The following is a 17,808-nucleotide window of genomic DNA, read 5'->3' on the forward strand; positions in this document are numbered from 1 at the left end:
AATTCTACTACCTCTAATAATAAACCTCTCAGCACAAAATGAAAAAAATAATCATTCTAACAGTTTTCATTCTTTTTAATAGTTGTAATTCAAAAAATACTAAGCCTTTAACTACAGAGAAAATAAACAACATTGTAAACAAAGAGGTGAATAATTTTTTAAAACCTCCATATACCTCTTTATCTTGTGTTCTATACATAGATGGAGTATCACATCAATTTCACTTCGGTGAGTTAATTGATAAAAGTAAAGCAACCAATGAAACCCTATATGAAATAGGGTCTTTAACCAAAACCTATACAGGGTTATTACTTTCTCAAGCTGTTTATGATAAAAAAGTTAATCTTGAAAATAACATACAAACATATCTACATGACAGTTACCCTAACTTAAAACTACACAATAATGCTCCTATAACCTTACGTCATTTAATAACTCATACTTCTGGACTTCCTTTCAACATTAATTGTACAGACAACAATGCTCCTGTAGAAGAACAAATTAAATGTTTTGAGTCTTTTACCAAAGAAGATTTCTTTACCAAATTAAAAAACATAAAACTAACTCACGCAACCGGAAAAGATTATAACTATTCAAATGCCGGAGTACAACTTGTTGGATATATATTAGAAAACGTTTATCAGTTATCTTTTCAAGAACTATTAGAAAAATACGTTTTCTTTCGCTCAAAAGAACAACAAACAAGCTATAACACAAACAACAAGCTTCCTGTTTTAAAAGGTATGAATAATGAACAACAACCTATGCCTTTAATAAACAGTTTTTACAAGCATGCAGGAAGTTTGGTTTCCTCTACAAGCTCAATACAAAACTACCTTAAAATGTATTTAGAAAGTAATGATCCAGTTATAAAACAAGCCATGAATAAGTTAGCTGGTAACAACCAACATGGTAGAGCCTATGCTTGGAATACTTATAATTATGATAGCCACAAAAAAATGCTTTATCATAATGGCGGAACTTTTGGTCATTCTTCTTGGGCTGCTCTTTACCCTAACCAGAAAGTTGGCATTTTTTTAGTAACAAATAGTATTAATAATCAATCTCAAGGTGATTTAAACGAGCTTTCTAACAAAATAATTGATAAAGTTATGGAGTAACGCAACCTTTTTACAGTCTATACATCTATTTTAAAATATATAGACTATAAAGCAAATAAATCTCTCACTCAACTAACACATAAACAACTGAACAACAACATAAAAGAACTAAAAAAACCAATATTTACCAATTACAAATATTAAAATAATCCCCTATATTTAACATACTATAAAACAAGCTTACTTATGAAAAACCTTATACCTATACTTCTTAGTGCCTGCATAGCAATTTCAGCATGTTCTAATAAAAAAGATAAAAAAACTCCTATAAACAAAACAGTTACTACTGATTCTGTTCAAAAAACATCAACTGCAACTTCGAAAAAAACAATTACTGATGCTTATTTCAAAGCACATGGAGTTGAACCTTTTTGGAACTTAACCATTTCTGATAACATGATTAAGCTAAAAACACTTCATGATTCAGATTCTATTATTATACCGCATACAGAACCTATCTATGCTCAAGACAGTAATGTAAAAATGTATAATTTACAAACTGAATTAGCTGAGGTTCGTATTCAAATTAATCAAATGGAATGTATCAATGCTATGTCTGGTAAATCATTCCCTTACTCAGTAACTATTAACTATAAAAAAGGAAAAGATACTGATTACACTACCTTAGAAGGGTGTGGGCAATACATCACCAACTATCGATTACACGATATCTGGGCATTAGAAGAATTAAATGGTACAAAGGTTAGTAAAGAAGATTTCGGAAAAGAATTACCATATATAGAAATAAACACTGTTAAAAACACCTTTATGGGAACTTCAGGGTGTAACAGAGTTACAGGTAAACTTTTTTCTGAAAGAGAAAGAATTCGATTTACTAATATTGCCTCAACAGAAATGTTATGCCTTAAAGGAGGCAAAAAAGAACAAGAATTTACTAAAGCCCTAGCAAGTACCATTTCTTATAAAATAGCAAACAACCGACTAACGCTTTTAAATCCTGATAAAACCTTATTAGTATTTAAAAAAGTTGATTAATAATTACAAAAACTCTCAATAAAATATTGGGAGTTTTTTATTTTCAATACCCAACAAAAACAAATCATCAAAGTAATTATATAACTCTTTTACTAATGGTATTCATAGCTAAAAACTATGGAAAACTATAAAATAACTATGCTATTACCTCCCTAATAGGTATAATTTTCAATAGGTTTGATACACTAACACTTTAAAAATCTAACCGATAATGAAAACTGGAATAATAACTGGGTGCAGTAGAGGAATTGGATTTGCTATTGCTAATCTATTAACTGAAAACCTCAACTATAAAATTATTGGAACCTCTACTTCTGGAAACTCTCCAATTACAAAGTCAAATTTTGAAGCCTATCAGCTAAATCTTTCAAAAAGTGATTCCATAGATAATTTTATAAAAAAGATTGAAAACACCAAGATTGACTTTCTTATTAACAATGCTGGTATCTTATTAGAAAACTGGAACGATGCATCCATAAACATTGAACAATTAAAACATACGTTTAATGTAAATTTATTTGGAACAATTGAATTAACCGAAAAATTAATCACTAACTTTAAAAGAGGTGGACAAATAGTTAACATTACATCTGACTGGGGGTCTTTTAGCGAAAAGAATTTTGATGAATTTCAACCTCACTATAAAATGTCAAAAGTTGCTTTGAATATGTACACAAAGCTATTAGCTAAAAGACTCGAAAAACAACAGATAATTGTTTCTGCTCTTGACCCTGGATGGACACAAACCGATATGGGAGGAAATGAAGCTTCTAGAAAACCTAACGATGTTGCAACAGATGTTAGAAATTTAATAACTAACAATTCTAAGAGTGGATATTTTTGGCATCAAGGAAATATCAGAGAATGGTAAAACATTATCCTTTTACTTAATTAAAGTTAATTCAAAATTTAAAAGCTACCAAGATGACATTAAACGAGATTGAAATTAAAACAACTGATATAAAACCTGTTAAGGCTTTTTATAAAAATATCATGGAGCTTCCAACTACACAGATTGATAATAAATCGATATGTGTCAAAGCTGGTACATCCTATTTAAAATTCATAGAAGACTCTGAAAAAAACTTACCCGCATATCATTTAGCTTTTAACATCCCCAAAAACAAATTGCAAGAAGCTATTAACTGGTCAACAAACAAGTTTGAATTTATAAAAAAAGAAAATGGGGAATTCATTACCAACTTCGAGAATTGGAATGCCTATTCAGTATATTTTTTTGATGCCGTTGGAAATATATTAGAGTTTATTGCTCGACACGATTTGGATAATGCTACTACAACGCAGTTCAATAGCAATCAAATCTTAAATATAAGTGAGTTTGGAATTGTTAAAGACCAACCTGATGTTTATGGAAAATATTTAATTGACACCTATGGACTACATCTATTCGAAAAAAATCATAATAGTGAAACATTTACAGCTATTGGCGATGACAACGGATTATTAATCATCGTTAAAACTAACAGAAACTGGTATCCTACACAAACCCCTTCTAAAGCTAGTTGGGCAAACATTAAATTGAGCAACTCAGGCTCCGAAACAATTTTAAAGATAAGAGAGTAACGTACTAAACATTTTCCCTTATAAACAATATAAACAGGCTAAAAGCCCATTTATATATGTCCTCTTGCATAAGCAATTATTGGTATTTAAAAATTAAAGCGACGTTCCACCATCAACTATAATCTTCTCATTTCTTAAAACTTGTGATTTATCTGAAAGTAGAAATTCAACAATTGGAGCAATATCTGTTGGTTGAACAATTCTACCAATAGGAGAAGTACTTGAAAAATGCTCTAAAAGATTGTCTATAGCCTCATCACTCATCCCCGATTTTTTCTGAATTGGACTCTCTGTAACTCCAGGACTCACCACATTTACCCTAATTCCTTTATCTGCAAGTTCAATATTTAAAACTCTTGCTATACTTTCCAAAGCAGCTTTACTAGCTGTATATACACTTGTATTAGAAAAAGATTTAAAAACAACAATAGAAGTATTTAAAACAACACTTGAAGGGTTTTTAAGAATTGGAATAAATTTTTGAACTGTAAAAAAAGCTCCTTTAAAATTAATGTTCATTGTTTCATCAAATAGTTGTTCAGAAGTTTCTTCAAAACTAGAAGCTTTAAAAATACCTGCGTTTACAAACAATCCATCAATCTTTCCAAACTCATTTTTAACTTTAGCTACTAAATTATCAATCTCAACTAATGAAGATGTGTCTGATAAAATACCTACTGAATTATCTCCTAATTCAGCAACAGCTTTATCTAAATTCTCTTTTGTTCTTCCTGTTATTATTACTCTATAATTTAAACTTAACAAGTATTCTGCACAAGCAAAACCAATCCCTGATGTTCCACCTGTAATTACTATAATTTTATTATTCATCATATGTTTTTTTTGCAAAATTGGCGAATAACTTTACATTTGACAAGTACTTACCTTTTGGTAAGTAACTGACCTGCAAGTCGGAAAAATGTATTTTTATATGAAAACAGAAGAAAAAATAATTGAAAAAAAATATCAGCAAGCTAAAGAGTGTCCAATAACCATATTTATGGAACAAATTGGAGGAAAATGGAAACCTGTAATCATTTGGCTTTTACTTTTAAACGAAGTAATGCGATTTAACGAACTAGATAAAGCTATTGATGGTATTAGTCAAAAAATGTTATCTCAACAATTAAAAGACCTCGAAAAATTAAACATAGTAAATAGGAAAGTATATCCTGTAATCCCTCCTAAAGTTGAATACAGCCTAACTAAAAAAGGAAAATCTTTAAAAGAAAACTTAACTATGATAATGGAGTGGAGTAATAAAAACCTAAGATAAACTTCACAAACTAAAAATACTATTAGTTAAGCTACCACAGCTCTTATTTTTCTATGTTAAAAACACATTCATTATAATAACTTCTATACAATAAAAGCCTTAGTTAAGAAAATTATCCATTCATTAACGATAATTATCCATTTTAAACCATTGCTTTCTTCATCAACTTTGTAACGTCAATATTGACATACAATTTTAATAATAGAAAAAATGGAAAATATAACTGCAACAGTATTTAACGTTCCTACAAGAAATGAAGTATCTCAAACCAATAAAGAGATATTTGACAGTTTAAACAACGCATTAGGTTTTGTACCAAACTTATATGCAACCATAGGGTATTCAAACAATGGTTTAAAAAGATTTTTAGACTACCAAAATGCTAAAACATCTTTAACCAATAAAGAAAAAGAAGCTGTAAACCTTATTGTAAGTCAAGTAAATGAGTGTATCTATTGTCAAAGTGCACATTTAGTACTGGGAAAAATGAATGGATTTAATGATGAACAATTATTAAACATCAGAAAAGGAGGAAGTGAAAACGCGAAACTAAATGCATTGGTAAAATTAGCGGCTGATATTACTCAAAACAGAGGTAAAGCTAAAAATGAAAATGTAGAAGACTTCTTTGCTCAAGGGTATACTAAAGAAAACCTTGTAGATCTAATACTACAAGTGAGTGATAAGACAGCTATGAATTATTTACACAACCTTACTAAGGTACCTGTAGATTTTCCTTTAGCTGAAACTATTTAAATAAAATAAGGAAATATGAAAATCATATTTCCTTCATTTTCAACCTTTAACCTATTTAGAGATGAATCAAGAAGAAAAAAAATATCCGCTCCCACCATTTACTTTTGAATCTGCACTTGAAAAAGTACAAAAAGCAGAAGACGCATGGAACTCCAAAGATCCAATACAGGTATCAAAAGCATACACCATAGATTCTGAATGGAGAAACAGAACACAATTTATTAATGGACGAGAAGAAATTGTTACCTTTTTAACCAAAAAATGGGAAGAAGAAAAGCATTATAAACTAAAAAAAGAGCTTTGGGGTTTTAGAGGAAATAGAATGGCTGTTAGATTCGAGTATGAATTTCAAGATAAAAACGACCAATGGTACAGAGCATACGGTAATGAACTTTGGGAGTTTAATGAAAATGGACTTATGCAAAAACGCTATGCCAGTATAAACGATTTAAAAATTGCAGAAAACGAAAGAAAACTTATATAAAACATTCTATCATGATGCAAAACAACAACTTCACCCTCATCAATTCGCAAACGGGAAATCTTGCATTTAAAATATATCATTTAGAAAAAGGGAATCCTTTTGATCATATTCAAAGACTAAATTATTATTCGCTTATTTGGATACAAAAGGGTAAAGGAATACTCAAAGCTGATTTTTCCGAATACGATTTTAATGAGAACACGTTGTTGTCTTTTTCACCTTATCAACCGTTTATGCTTTCTCCTAAAACAGATATCAGTGGCGTAATAATTCATTTTCATCCTGATTTTTTCTGTATTCACAAACATCATAAAGACGTTGCTTGTCATGGAGTTCTATTTAATAATATTTACAGTTCGCCAATGGTTCAAGTTGAAGAAAAAACTACTGCTAATTTTGAAATGATAATAGAACAATTCAAAGACGAAATAAAAAAGTCAGCTTTAGCCCAATATGAATTATTAATCTCCTATTTAAAAATATTTTTAATAACAGCGTCAAGGTTAAAAACAGAACAACAAACCAAAGAAAACACAGCAACAAATAATACCGAAGAAACCCCTTTCATTTTACAGAATTTAAAGAATTACATTGAAACACATTACAAAACAAAACATTCTGCTAATGAATATGCTAAAATGCTAGCAATTACACCAAAAGCTTTAACAAAGCTCACCAAAACCCACTTCAACAAAACTTTAACCAACTTAATCTCAGAACGCATCATTATTGAAGCTAAAAGAGAGTTATACCTAACCAATAAAACTATCAAAGAAATTGCATATGAGTTAGGCTATGATGACCAATACTATTTCAGTAGATTTTTCAAAAAAAACGTAGATATATCTCCACAACTTTACAGAGAAACTGTTGGATTTAATAAAGCTTCAGCTGGTTAAAAGAATCAAACTGCTTAAGCTTTTATTTTATACTTTAAAAAAGCACTTTTATTCCTTAATATTACTACATAAGAACATCAATAGTACATATATAAATTAGTTATTAGTAATTTGAAAATGTTTTGCCATTAAACTCACGTGTTAGAATCTACTGACAATTTAATCGCTAAAACAATTTTTTTCAACATTAAAACTAACTAAAGCTATGTCTAATCAAACCACTATTAAAGGAGATGTATCATTTAACCAATCTAATAATGTTACTGCAATTGTAAAATTATGGGAAGCAAACAATAAAGATGCTATTGGTGAGCATATCATTTCACCTGAAGCAAAAGGTAAATTCACCATAAAAGCAACTCCTAAATCAAAAGACACTGTTCTCTACATCACTGCCGAACTACACTACTCCAAAGTAGTACTACTCTCTGTACTATCTCCTAATTTTAAAGAGAAGATTACAAAGAATGTAATTGTCATAAATGAATTAACTACAGTAGCATCTGCTTTTACCTGTGCTCAGTTTTTTAACGGGCTTCAGTTAACCGGAAATCTACATGGAATCAAAATCGCCGCTAAAAACACTCCTAACCTTATCAATCCTCTAACAGGAACTTATGGAGAAGTCTTAATGGATCCTTTCAACATCACACAAAACGAAACACTAGCGCGATTAAACACATTAGCTGCGTTAATCACAGCCTATGATACGGTAGAAATCGAAGGATACGACTGGAAGAAAAACTTCATAAAGTACTCAACACCTTTAGGAGGTAAAAAACCTCAAAATACTGCCGAAGCTATGATTGGTATTGCCCAATCTCCTTGGTTGCATCCAACAGGTTTATTTCATCTTTTTGACAAAGCCTATCCATCACCAAAAGATGGTTTTCCTGCTAAACCTAATAGTAAAGTTTCTGTTAGTAGACGCAATGCTCCTTTTCTACCTTATTTAAGTTTTGCTCCAGAAGATTTTGCTATGATTTTAGCCTTTGGTCAAGGAGGAATCTGCGCACCGGGAAAACTTTCTCTTGATAAAGAAGGAAACTTATGGACAGGTTTAAACTGGATGCCTGGATCACAAAATGGCGTGTACCAAGGTATTGGTGGTGGACTCGTTAAGTTGGACTCCACAGGTAAATTAGTATCACCTCCTGTTACTGGTTACACAGGAATGGGTGTTGATGGTGCCGGTTGGGGTACGGCTGTTACCAAAGACGATACCTGTTGGGTATCGAGTTTTAACGGTTCTATTGGAGTGTATAGACTAAAAGATGGCTCACCAATCGTTGAAAAAGTCCCAGAACACTTAGCTGAAGCCTTAAATGAAATTGGAGGTTTACAAGGTATTGGAGTAGCTCCGAATGGTGATGTTTGGATTGTTGGAACCTCATCTAACATCATGCTTCATTTTCCTGATGGTGACCTTACTAAGGGTAGAGTTGTTATAAATGAAGAACTCAATGAATCTCTTTCTGCTCCGTTTGCAGCTTCTATAGATACTAACAATCGTGTATGGATTAGTAATACCAACGGTGTATCGTTGGTTCGTTATTCTCCTTCTGAAAAAAACAGACCTGTAGAACGCTTTATTCTTGCAGGTGGCGGACGCGGTGTTGCTTTAGATTCAAAAGGAAATTGTTGGGTAGCCTGTAATACAAGTCCAGACTTTCCTCATACCACTACTACAGACGGCGTTTCTATTATTGAAGGATTTGCCCTTGGGTATCCACACTTACAACAAACAGTGGGGCGTAAACATAAAACAGGTTCCGTTTTTATGATTCCTGCGGATGCTAAACCTATAGACACCATTGATAAAATTACCCACGAATCTAATTTAACACCTTACGGAGATGGTGAACTAAACGCACCTTGGGGAGTATCTATTGATGGAAATGATGATGTTTGGGTTGCTAACTTTATAGGGAGAGGTGTATCGTTTATGGCGGGTGCTTCACCAACTGGACGTACCGAAGATTTTACTACAGGAGATGTGATTCACACCATTCATTCGGGTAGTATACAAATGCTGACCGATGTAGTTGTTGACCAAGCAGGAAACCTTTGGTGTGCCAATAACTGGAACTTACCTCAAACGGTAATGGAAGCAAAACCTGACCCTGCCTATTCTACTTGGGGTGGAGGCTCTGGTGTCGTAGTGGTTTATGGAATAGCCAAACCTGCTCAAACTCCACTTGCTGGTCCTGTGAGTGCTGTTTAAAACCTATAATTCTAAATAAGCGTCTTTAAAACAGACGCTTATTTCTTCAACACTTTTTTAGATTCTTATACTCTTTTATTTTTATATTTGGGAAATTGAGAATTAATAGAAATCTAGATATAACTAAATTTATCTAAAAAAACAGAAATAATAAAGATACCAGAATATTGATTATGCATTGCGATATCGAAATGTCAATCCAAAAGTGAGGATTTAAATGAAGTTGATTCTTTTTAGATTAACTTTTTATTATTATATCTTTTAAGTTCAAATTTTTTATAATACTTCTATATTTATAATACAATCTCACTTTTAATTCTTTTTAATTAAATTATGATTTATAACTTATAAAAGTTCATACACAAGAGAATATGCCTGGTATCTTTTTAGATGATGTTTCCCGTGAAAAAGTAATTCAAAAATTTAATAAAATTAGCTCTATTAATGAATTTGCATCACTTTTAAATTTTATAGAGAAGAATAACACTCACCTTCTAGATAAAAAAAAATTTACACCAATTAACTCAAAATATTTATACCATTTATCAATAACTAAGGACAAAAGATATAAAGAGTTTAGTATCTCAAAAAAAAGTGGAAATTTAAGAAAAATTGAAACACCAGATGAACTCTTAAAAAGAGTACAAAAACTAATTAATTTTTTATTACAAGTTATTTTTGAACCATATTCTCATTACAGTTCAAACGGTTTTTTGTTTGGGAAAGGAATCCTAAGGAATGCAAAACCTCACGTTAATAAAAATTATGTTTTAAACTTAGATATTAAAGATTTCTTTCCTTCAATAAACTTTAGAAGAGTAAAAGTAGTTTTAGAATTAAACCCTTTTAACCTTAAAGATGAAAGAGAAAGAATATCTTTTCTAATAGCCAATATTTGTACTTATAAAAATCACCTTCCACAAGGTGTTCCTACTTCTCCTATTTTATCAAACATTGTTACACAAAGATTAGACAGGAAATTAACAAAAGAATGTCTAGATTTAAATATAAAATATACAAGATATGCAGATGATTTAACGTTTTCTAGTAATCAAAATATCCTTAACCCTAATTTTGTTAAAAAGGTTGAGCAAATAATTCAATCAGAAAACTTTGAACTAAATAACAATAAAACTAGACTACAAACTTCTATGCAAAGACAACAAGTTACTGGCTTGATAGTAAATGAAAAGTTAAATATTAAAAGAGAATATTTGCAAAAAGTTAGAGCAATGCTTAACAATTGGGAAAAAGGAGGATTAGATTATGCAGAACAAATTTTTAGAAATCATCAGCCAATTGAAAAAAAAGAATATCCTTTTAAAAATGTATTATTAGGCTATATTTCGTTTATTAAACAAATAAAAGGCTCTGATAATGGTATTTCATTAAAACTAGTAGAAAAATATACTTTATTAAATAACTTAATCGACTATAGCTTTATAAAAAATTCAGCAGTAAAAGAGAAGTTAATAAGTGACAACTACAAAATGGAACAGATACCTCTTTTTAATAATCAACCTGAAAATGATAAATTTATATCCTTTTGTACTTCTGCTTTCCATCAAATAGAAAACTTATTAAATTATTACTATTGGTCAAAATTCAGTGATTTTATTAATTTACTTGAACACCTTTTATTACATAATCCATCATTTAAAAAGAGATATAAAAACCTTGATAAGGCTAAAAGTCATTTCAAAAAAATAAGTGATTTAAATATCAATTTAATAGTGTACTTGTATGAAAAAGAATTCTTTTTTGACAAAAAAATATACTACAAACAGGAAATAACCAAATTAAGAGAAATACGAAACGATGATTCACATAGATGTTCTGTCATTGGTGTTAACAAAGATGAAATCAATAATGAATATGCAAAGTTAGAAGCAAAAAAAAATGATTTTAAAAAAAGAGGAAAAAATCTTATATATAGCAACAAGGAAAAAAAGTTTATTTTGAAGTATGAAACCTTTCTTTTTCTAGAAGACAAAAATTACAAGGAAGTTAGAAGAATTTTAAAACATATAACATTGAATATAAAAAACACTTTACCTAAAACCTCATAAACTAATAGCTTAACCACATAACTCTCCATATTCAAACAAAATTCTACAACCACTTCAAAAACTCCTCCCTAGGAATTTCTCTCGCGCCTAAACTTGCCAAATGGTCATTATAGACTTGGCAATCGATAAGTTTATAACCTCCCTTTTGTGCTAAATGGATAAACGCAACTTTGCTCATATTACTTACTTTGCTAAACATACTTTCACCACAAAACACACCGTTTCCTAAATCTACTCCATACAAACCTGCAACCAGTTTGTCATCTATCCATACCTCAATAGATTTTGCATAGCCTTTGTCGTGTAAGTTTATATATGCATCTTCCATTTCATCGGTAATCCAAGTACCTAATTGATCAAAACGATTGATGTGTCGACAATTAAAAATAACATCGTCAAAAGCCTTATTTTCCGTTATCGTAAAACCGCCTTTTCGCAATACCTGTTTCATCGATTTGGAAATCTTCACTTCCTCAGGAAACAACACCATACGCTCCCATGGAGAATACCAAACAATCGGTTCCCCTTCATTAAACCACGGAAAAATTCCATGTTGGTAGGCATACACCAATCGCTCAACCGATAAATCACCGCCCAAAGCCAGTAAACCATCATCAGTAGCCAACTCATACGGAGGAAACTCTATTTTTTCAGAAAGCCAAATCATTCGTTACATTCTTTTTTACAAAAATACTATATCCTTGAATTCAACATAAAAGTTTTATTAATAAAACGAAGTATAGTCACCATCAGCGAAGCTCGCTGACGTTTCCTCAACACAACGAAACCTTCAGCGAAGCTCGCTGACGTTTCCTCAACACAACGAAACCTTCAGCGAAATTCGCTGACATTTCCTCAACACAACGAAACCATCAGCGAAGCTCGCTGACGTTTTCTCAACGCAACGGAACCTTCAGCGTGACGCGCTGAGGTTTCCTCAATAAATTCCTAAAACAAGGTAAGCCCTAACAAATAAATTACGCTACCTACTACCATTGCAATTAACGTGTAGGGTAAAATTTCTTTTGCTTTTAGTTTTGTAATTCCTAATAAGGGTAATGCCCAGAAAGGCTGTAACATGTTAGTTATTTGATCTCCGTATGCTAATGCCATAATTGCCTTAGGTAACGGAACCCCTAATTTTAATGCACTTTCTACCACAATAGGACCTTGTACAACCCACTGTCCTCCCCCACTCGGCACAAAAATATTGACCAAACCAGCACTAAAAAACGTAAATATGGGTAAGGTTGTTGCAGTTGCTATTGACACAAAAAAATCAGAAATTAAAGTAACCATTCCCGTACTTTTCATCACCCCCATAATACCAAAATACAATGGAAACTGAATTAAAATTCCAGAAACATCACTAATTGACTCTCCCACAGCATTCGTAAACTTTTTAAAACTTCCGTGTAGCATAATTCCCAACCCTAACATAAAAAAGTTGATTAGGTTAGGCGTAATTTTTAACTGCTGAATGTCTGCCCAATAACGATAACCAAACGCTACTAAAATCAACACACCAAAAGCAATAGCTAACCACTGAGAACTATCTAGTTTTTCTGCTTGGGTACTAACCTTTTCATCGGTATGCATTTTATATTCTGGTAAATTAATCGCTGTAGGAGTTGCTTTCTTCCCTAAAAAATAAAAGGTTGCCGATACCGCAGCTACTACCACGAAAAAAATCAGCAAATTCCACCAACTAAAAATCGTTTGAGAATAATCAATCACATCAGGTATTTGAGCTAAAACCTCATCCGAAGAAACCGATTGCATAATACTTTTTATATGTCCGCTCTCGTTAATTTTTATCGGTGCAGAACCTGAAATTCCACCATGCCAAACCATCAATCCCATATAACCCGCCGCTCCAATAATTGGATAATTTAGTTTGATATTATGTTGTTGTGCATGTTCTGCTACTTTACGTGCCAACAAAGCACCAAAAATGAGTCCTAACCCCCAATTAAAAAAAGCTACCAACATGGTAGTACAACTTACAATAGCTGCACTGTTTGCTGTGTTGGTACAGAATTTTGTTACTTTTAAAATTAAATTACTCACAGGCTTACTCAACACCAATACATGCCCTAATACCAAAATCAACATCATTTGGTAAGCAAAAACGAGTAACCCGTTAGACCAAATTCCTTTTTCCCAAAATTGTAAAACCTCTAAAGAATAGGTAACTACAGAGCTTTCTGCTGGTTTTGTAAAAAACAGTGCTAATAAAAGTGTTACGAGCGTTAATAATATGGCGATAGTAAAAGGTGAGGGTAAATATTTTTTAAAAACATTTTCTATAACCTGCGTAATTTTCATAGTATAGGGTTTGATTTGCTAAAATAATTAAATAGACTGAATCTTATTTTAACTAGTTTTGCAGTATGGTAAAAGAACTTCAATTACGTGTTAATTTAGTAGAAGAACGCAAAGACAATATTTTACAGCTAAAAGCTGCTAAGAAGCTAGGTATTAATATAGCTGATATTACTAGCGTAAAGGTGTTACGTAAATCGATAGATGCACGTAAAAAAGAAGTTATTTTTAACTATAAAGTAGCGGTATACATTAACGAACCGCAACCAGATACTCCTGATTATATTTTTGAATATCAAGATGTATCAAATGCAAAAGAAATTCATATTGTAGGCTTTGGTCCTGCGGGGATGTATGCAGCACTTCGTTGTATTGAATTAGGCTACAAACCTATTGTGTTAGAGCGTGGTAAAAATGTACAAGATCGTCGTAGAGATTTACGTGCTATTAACCAATTTCATGAAGTAAACCCAGACTCTAACTATTGTTTTGGTGAAGGTGGTGCAGGAACCTATTCGGACGGAAAGTTATATACAAGAAGTTTAAAGCGTGGTGATGTTCGTAAAATATTTGAAAACTTAGTATATCACGGTGCTACCGATCAAATTTTAGTAGATGCGCATCCGCACATAGGAACTAACAAACTTCCGAAGATTATTCAAAACATCCGCGAAACGATTTTAAAACATGGTGGAGAAATTCATTTTGAAACTCGTGTTACTGATTTTATCGTTAAAAACAACAAGCTACAAGCTATACAACTCCAAAACGGAACGGAAATGGCTGTAAATGCTGTTATTTTGGCTACAGGGCATTCTGCAAGAGATATATACGAGCTATTGCATAAAAAAGACATTTTACTAAAAGCGAAATCGTTTGCTATGGGAGTTCGTGTAGAACATCCACAAGAAATTATTGATCAAATTCAATACAGTTGTTCAGGTCAACGTGATGAGTTACTGCCTGCTGCTGCATATAGTTTAGTTCATCAAGTTGGAAACCGTGGAGTGTATTCATTCTGTATGTGTCCTGGTGGATTCATCGTTCCTGCGGCAACTGCCAATGGTGAGGTAGTAGTAAACGGAATGTCGCCTTCGCGTCGTAATAACAAGTTTGCCAACTCGGGTATTGTAGTTGAAATTAATGTAGATAAAGATTTACCAAAATATGAGAAATACGGAGTTTTAAAAGGCTTACAATATCAAAAAGATTTAGAGAAGTTAGCCTTTAACGCAGGCGGAAAAAGTCAAGTTGCTCCAGCGCAACGTTTAACTGACTTTGTGGAAGGTAGATTATCTTCTTCTTTAAATGATTGTTCGTATCAACCCGGATTAAATTCTTCTCCGCTACACTCGTTACTTCCTAAATTAATTGGAAGCAGATTGCGTAAAGGTTTTGCGGCTTTCGGACAAAAAATGCACGGGTATTATACTGCGGAAGCAAACATTGTTGGGGTAGAGTCTAGAACCTCATCACCAGTAAATATTCCAAGAAAAGAAAACCTTGAACATCCACAAATTGAAGGACTCTTTCCTTGTGGTGAAGGTGGTGGTTATGCTGGTGGTATTATTTCGGCTGCTATGGACGGTGAACGCTGTGCTGAGGCTGCCATTGCAAACCTGTAATAATTAACAAATATTTGTTGGTGTAATTTCCAATTACCTCGTACTTTTGCTACTCCTAAAAATTAGAGGCTTTTTAGCGATGAGTAAAAAGAATAAAAAAAATAACAAAAAGAAAATAGATAAGCCGCATTATAAACGTTTACACAACTACTATAATCGCACTGGTTTTTACATGTTCATTTGGATTAGCTTGAAGAAAGCTTTTTGGCCAATTGTTGGAGCTGTTGTAGGTATATTATTATTTAACAAGTATGTTTATAATATTAACGATGGTTTACAACATATGACCGAAACTTTTTCTAGAACGGGAGTTTTAGTTACTTTTTTTATTTCTGAAACAATTTTAGGATTAATTCCGCCAGAAATTTTCATCGCTTGGTCTAAGAAAACAGCCGACCCTATTGTAAATATTTCTTTGTTAGCTACCTTATCTTATTTAGGAGGTTTGTGTGCTTATTTTATAGGTAGGGCTTCTTTAAAGATAGACTCTGTAAGAAATTACTTAGAAGTTAAAATGGCTAAAAACCTTAAAAACACTAGTAAATGGGGTGGTTTTTTAATTTTAGTAGGTGCACTATTACCACTACCTTTTGCTATTAGCTGTTTAACTGCTGGTATGATTAAATACCCTTTTAAAAATGTAGTTTTTGTAGGCTTATTTCGTTTTGCTCGTTTTGCTATTTATGCATGGGCTATTTTTTCGGTAGTAAATTAACTTAAAACAATTATGGGACTAACTAACAACGACATTTTTAAAAAGCTACGAGTAGCACATAAATTAAGAGATACTGATATTATTGACATCTGCGCTTTGGTAGATTTTAAAGTTTCTAAATCGGAAATCAACGCAATCTTTAGAAAAGAAGATCATCCTAAGTATGTGGAGTGCGGAGATCAGTTTTTACGTAACTTTTTAAACGGATTAATTATTCATTTAAGAGGTCCGATGCCAGAGAAAAAGCCAAACAAAAAGTAACCACACCACTAACACTTATATAATTAAAAAACCTTCTGATTGAATCAGAAGGTTTTTATTTTCCCCTTAAATTTCTCAATCAATAATTATTTATTGAATGATTATGACACAAATATATAACTGTCTTTTGATACATTATAAGGGATATCCGTAAGTATATATGTAGTTTTCCGCAAAACAAAAAAAGAGCGCAAAATTTGCGCTCTTTTTTGTATTCATAGTTTTCTAAATATTCTTAGAAAGGTAAATCATCTGGTTCGTTAGCAGATAAATCTGGAGCTGGCTCAAACTGGTCAGCTGGTGGAATGTTTTGTGAAGCTCCTTGTGCTAAGTTTTCAATTCTCCATCCTTGAATAGAGTTGAAATATTTAGCTTCTCCTTGTGGGTTAATCCATTCTCTTCCTCTTAAATTAATAGAAACCTTTACATCTTGCCCTACCTGGTAATTGTTTAATAAATCACATTTATCTTGAATAAATTCAATTAATAACATTTGAGGATATTGCTCATCAGTAGTTACTACTAGTTCACGCTTTCTAAATCCGTTAGACCCAAATGTTTGTGTCTCGTTAATTAATTTAATTTTTCCTATTACTTCCATTTCTTATCTATTTAATTAAAAGTACCTTCCAAGCACTTTCTACATCATTGTTTTGTAAATACTCTTGTGCAAAAGTATGTTTTTTTTCAGTTGAAATACCCACAAATTGTGAATGTTCTTTCGCAAAGTTATTAACAGCTTCTTCTGTAGGTAGCTGTTCTACATTGCCTAACATACCTAAATTGTTCCCTGTTAATACTGTACTATTTTTTATTTCAGTAGGTATTTGGTCTACTCCAATTCCTAAGGTAGTTAATGGTTTTGGAATTTCAAAAAAACCATCTCTTGCTCTACTGTAATAATTCCCTCCTGCTCTGGCTACTAAATCTATTTTATGTTGATCTATACTACCATCTTCTGCCAATACATTTTCGTTTACATGTAGTTTTACTACCTCACAAACAATTAAGTTTCCTGCTCCACCTTCTTCACCTGTGTAAATGATATCTTTTACTTTACACTCAAATTGTACAGGAGACTCCGCTACTCTAAACGGCTTTACCTCATCTGAAGGTAACATTGTAAAACCAGCTTTTATAAACTCATTTACTCCTTTTGGGTACATGGTACTACTCAACGACATTTGCTGAACAATATCGTAATTCACAATATTAATAACCACTTCTCTGGTTGCTTCAGCGTTGTCTAACGTATGTTTGGTTTTATTTCCTCTTACACTACGTGCTGGAGAAAAAATCATAATTGGTGGGTTTGCCCCAAATACATTAAAAAAACTAAATGGTGATAAATTTGGATTTCCATCTGCATCTACAGTACTTGCAAAAGCAATAGGTCTTGGAGCTACAGCTCCTAATAAATATCCATGCAGTTTAGAAGTTGGTATATCTTTAGGGTTTATTGATAACATTCTG

18 protein-coding genes are annotated in these 17,808 nt (G+C 32.1%); 13 read left to right on the top strand and 5 right to left on the bottom strand.

The annotated features are described in order from the left end of the window. The first annotated feature begins 38 nt into the window (after nt 1-38). The 4 genes from C8N27_RS02020 to C8N27_RS02035 all read left to right on the top strand — a co-directional run bounded on the left by C8N27_RS02020 (nt 39) and on the right by C8N27_RS02035 (nt 3,701). On the top strand, nt 39-1,121 hold the full coding sequence (locus C8N27_RS02020; protein ID WP_121146083.1) for a serine hydrolase domain-containing protein: 1,083 nt from the start codon (nt 39-41) through the stop codon (nt 1,119-1,121). Nucleotides 1,122-1,307: 186 nt separating this feature from the next. Then, nucleotides 1,308-2,117 (top strand): META domain-containing protein, encoded by an 810-nt coding sequence (locus C8N27_RS02025; RefSeq protein ID WP_121146084.1) that lies wholly within the window; start codon nt 1,308-1,310, stop codon nt 2,115-2,117. A gap of 211 nt (nt 2,118-2,328) precedes the next feature. Beyond that, a complete protein-coding gene (locus C8N27_RS02030) occupies nt 2,329-2,988 on the top strand; it encodes an SDR family NAD(P)-dependent oxidoreductase (RefSeq protein WP_121146085.1) in 660 nt (219 codons plus the stop codon). A 53-nt stretch (nt 2,989-3,041) separates the two neighbouring features. Beyond that, on the top strand, nt 3,042-3,701 hold the full coding sequence (locus C8N27_RS02035) for a VOC family protein (protein ID WP_121146086.1): 660 nt from the start codon (nt 3,042-3,044) through the stop codon (nt 3,699-3,701). 93 nt (nt 3,702-3,794) lie between these two features. Here the strand turns inward: C8N27_RS02035 and C8N27_RS02040 are convergent, their stop codons facing one another. Then, nucleotides 3,795-4,535: an SDR family oxidoreductase gene (locus C8N27_RS02040; RefSeq protein WP_121146087.1), complete on the bottom strand. Its 741-nt coding sequence runs from the start codon at nt 4,533-4,535 to the stop codon at nt 3,795-3,797. Nucleotides 4,536-4,632: 97 nt separating this feature from the next. On the opposite strand from C8N27_RS02040, the gene C8N27_RS02045 reads away from it, so the two are divergent. The 6 genes from C8N27_RS02045 (at nt 4,633) to C8N27_RS02070 (ending at nt 11,409) form a co-directional block, all read left to right on the top strand. Continuing rightward, nucleotides 4,633-4,977, top strand: a complete 345-nt coding sequence (locus tag C8N27_RS02045; RefSeq protein ID WP_121146088.1) for a winged helix-turn-helix transcriptional regulator — start codon at nt 4,633-4,635, stop codon at nt 4,975-4,977. 210 nt (nt 4,978-5,187) lie between these two features. After that, nucleotides 5,188-5,733: a carboxymuconolactone decarboxylase family protein gene (locus C8N27_RS02050; protein ID WP_121146089.1), complete on the top strand. Its 546-nt coding sequence runs from the start codon at nt 5,188-5,190 to the stop codon at nt 5,731-5,733. A 61-nt stretch (nt 5,734-5,794) separates the two neighbouring features. Then, on the top strand, nt 5,795-6,217 hold the full coding sequence (locus C8N27_RS02055) for a nuclear transport factor 2 family protein (RefSeq protein WP_121146090.1): 423 nt from the start codon (nt 5,795-5,797) through the stop codon (nt 6,215-6,217). Nucleotides 6,218-6,228: 11 nt separating this feature from the next. After that, entirely contained in the window at nt 6,229-7,116 is an 888-nt protein-coding gene (locus C8N27_RS02060) for a helix-turn-helix domain-containing protein (RefSeq protein ID WP_121146091.1), read from the top strand. A gap of 205 nt (nt 7,117-7,321) precedes the next feature. After that, complete coding sequence (locus C8N27_RS02065) at nt 7,322-9,340, top strand: NHL repeat-containing protein (protein ID WP_121146092.1); 2,019 nt, start codon at nt 7,322-7,324, stop codon at nt 9,338-9,340. A gap of 371 nt (nt 9,341-9,711) precedes the next feature. Next, nucleotides 9,712-11,409 carry a reverse transcriptase domain-containing protein gene (locus tag C8N27_RS02070; protein ID WP_121146093.1) on the top strand — a complete coding sequence of 566 codons (1,698 nt, stop codon included), beginning with the start codon at nt 9,712-9,714 and terminating at the stop codon, nt 11,407-11,409. A gap of 43 nt (nt 11,410-11,452) precedes the next feature. On the opposite strand, the gene aat is transcribed toward C8N27_RS02070, so the two are convergent. Beyond that, nucleotides 11,453-12,076, bottom strand: coding sequence for a leucyl/phenylalanyl-tRNA--protein transferase (gene aat, locus C8N27_RS02075; RefSeq protein ID WP_121146094.1), 624 nt, complete (start codon nt 12,074-12,076; stop codon nt 11,453-11,455). A gap of 281 nt (nt 12,077-12,357) precedes the next feature. Further along, nucleotides 12,358-13,737 carry a short-chain fatty acid transporter gene (locus C8N27_RS02080; protein WP_121146095.1) on the bottom strand — a complete coding sequence of 460 codons (1,380 nt, stop codon included), beginning with the start codon at nt 13,735-13,737 and terminating at the stop codon, nt 12,358-12,360. A 65-nt stretch (nt 13,738-13,802) separates the two neighbouring features. On the opposite strand from C8N27_RS02080, the gene C8N27_RS02085 reads away from it, so the two are divergent. The 3 genes from C8N27_RS02085 (at nt 13,803) to C8N27_RS02095 (ending at nt 16,335) form a co-directional block, all read left to right on the top strand. After that, nucleotides 13,803-15,359, top strand: coding sequence for an NAD(P)/FAD-dependent oxidoreductase (locus C8N27_RS02085; protein WP_121146096.1), 1,557 nt, complete (start codon nt 13,803-13,805; stop codon nt 15,357-15,359). 79 nt (nt 15,360-15,438) lie between these two features. Continuing rightward, nucleotides 15,439-16,074: a YqaA family protein gene (locus C8N27_RS02090; protein WP_121146097.1), complete on the top strand. Its 636-nt coding sequence runs from the start codon at nt 15,439-15,441 to the stop codon at nt 16,072-16,074. Nucleotides 16,075-16,086: 12 nt separating this feature from the next. Continuing rightward, a complete protein-coding gene (locus C8N27_RS02095) occupies nt 16,087-16,335 on the top strand; it encodes a DUF1456 family protein (RefSeq protein ID WP_099215942.1) in 249 nt (82 codons plus the stop codon). A 235-nt stretch (nt 16,336-16,570) separates the two neighbouring features. Here C8N27_RS02095 and C8N27_RS02100 read toward each other — a convergent pair whose 3' ends face one another. Together C8N27_RS02100 and C8N27_RS02105 are read right to left on the bottom strand one after the other, a co-directional pair. Beyond that, a complete protein-coding gene (locus C8N27_RS02100; protein ID WP_099215941.1) occupies nt 16,571-16,936 on the bottom strand; it encodes a DUF3127 domain-containing protein in 366 nt (121 codons plus the stop codon). A gap of 7 nt (nt 16,937-16,943) precedes the next feature. Further along, complete coding sequence (locus C8N27_RS02105; RefSeq protein ID WP_121146098.1) at nt 16,944-17,804, bottom strand: flavin reductase family protein; 861 nt, start codon at nt 17,802-17,804, stop codon at nt 16,944-16,946. Between the last annotated feature and the right edge of the window lie 4 nt (nt 17,805-17,808).

The sequence above is a fragment of the Tenacibaculum discolor genome, from assembly GCF_003664185.1.
Classification (GTDB): domain Bacteria; phylum Bacteroidota; class Bacteroidia; order Flavobacteriales; family Flavobacteriaceae; genus Polaribacter; species Polaribacter discolor.